This is a genomic window from Marilutibacter spongiae, from assembly GCF_014145325.1.
Classification (GTDB): Bacteria; Pseudomonadota; Gammaproteobacteria; order Xanthomonadales; family Xanthomonadaceae; genus Marilutibacter; species Marilutibacter spongiae.
Window position 1 is genome coordinate 1 of sequence record NZ_JACHTF010000041.1, and the last position, 1161, is coordinate 1161.

Below are 1161 nucleotides of genomic sequence, written 5' to 3' on the forward strand. Positions count from 1 at the left end.
TGGAGCTGCCGTTGAGGTTGAGCATCGCGCTGACGCGTTCGTTGCCCCACAGGACGGCCGGGTGGGCAGGGTCGCGACCCAGGATGCGGGTCGGCCTGTCGGCGCTGGGGCCGCTGGGCACGGGCGCTAGGTAGCAGTCCCAGGGACCGCCGGAATAGCATCGGCCGCCGTTCGCGCCGGGGGCATCGACGCCGATCATGTACTCGCCGGGGGCGACGTAAACGGTATCGCCACCGTTGATGCGGGCGGCGCCGGACGCCGGCAGCGCCTGGTGCAGCGAATTCCAGGCGCAGGCCTGGTTGCTGCCCGAACCGGGATAGGCCGCGTCCGTGGTGCCGGTGCACTGCGCCGGGCTGCCGCCATCGGTGCGGACGTAGTAGGTGGCGGCATGGGCGGCATCGATGCCGGCGAATGCCAGGGCCGCGAACGCGACCGACGAAGCCCAGTGGCGCAGGCGACGATTCGCCGGCGCGCGCAGGGTGGAAGAGGGGGGCATGGGGGAACTCCAGGATCAAAGCGAACAGGGATCGGGTTCGCGTCCCTGTGAACCAGGGGGGCAGTCTGCCCCTGCCGCAGGCACCAATCTGGTCCAGAGGCCACAGATACAGCGACCTGGTTGGCGCTATGTCACACAAACAAGTGCTTGATTCCCATTCATTTTTATGACTTTGCGTTCACCCTGCGCGCGGGCGTCCACCCACCGCACGCGTGGGCAGGTCCTCATGGGGCTGGTGTCGTCGCCGGGTCGGCATGCGGCCGCGGGGCCGCTGCCCGCGACCGCGATCGCGATCAGTGCCGGCGTTCGACCGCACCGATGTCGGCGCGGCGACCGGCCGGCCGCGGCCGGCCGTCGATGTCCACCGCGGGGGGCATGTCCAGCTCGCGGGCCCGGTCGACCAGCGGGCTGCCCTCGAGCGGGGTGGCGTCGAAGTCGGCCATCGCGGTGCGGGTGAGGCGCGGATCGCTGCAGACGCTGCCGGAGGGGCACTGGCCCGACTTGACGTTCCAGAACGCATTGCCGCTGTAGCTCAACGCCGCGCTGGAGTTGTAGGCGTAGTGGCCGCAGGCCAGCTCGCCGGGGTTGCCGGTCGCGTTGCCGCGCCAGTCGACCTGGCCGACGAGCACGTTGTTCTGGATGCTCAGGGTCGAGGACGAAGAACC

Annotated in this window: 2 protein-coding genes; both read right to left on the reverse strand. The window is 70.3% G+C overall.

Annotated features, from left to right (window positions below):
- The coding region (locus H4F98_RS16610) for a hypothetical protein (RefSeq protein WP_182688939.1) at positions 1-496 on the reverse strand (496 nt) is incomplete at its 3' end.
- A gap of 293 nt (positions 497-789) precedes the next feature.
- On the reverse strand, positions 790-1161 hold a 372-nt coding region (locus H4F98_RS16615), incomplete at its 5' end, for a choice-of-anchor Q domain-containing protein (protein WP_220479265.1).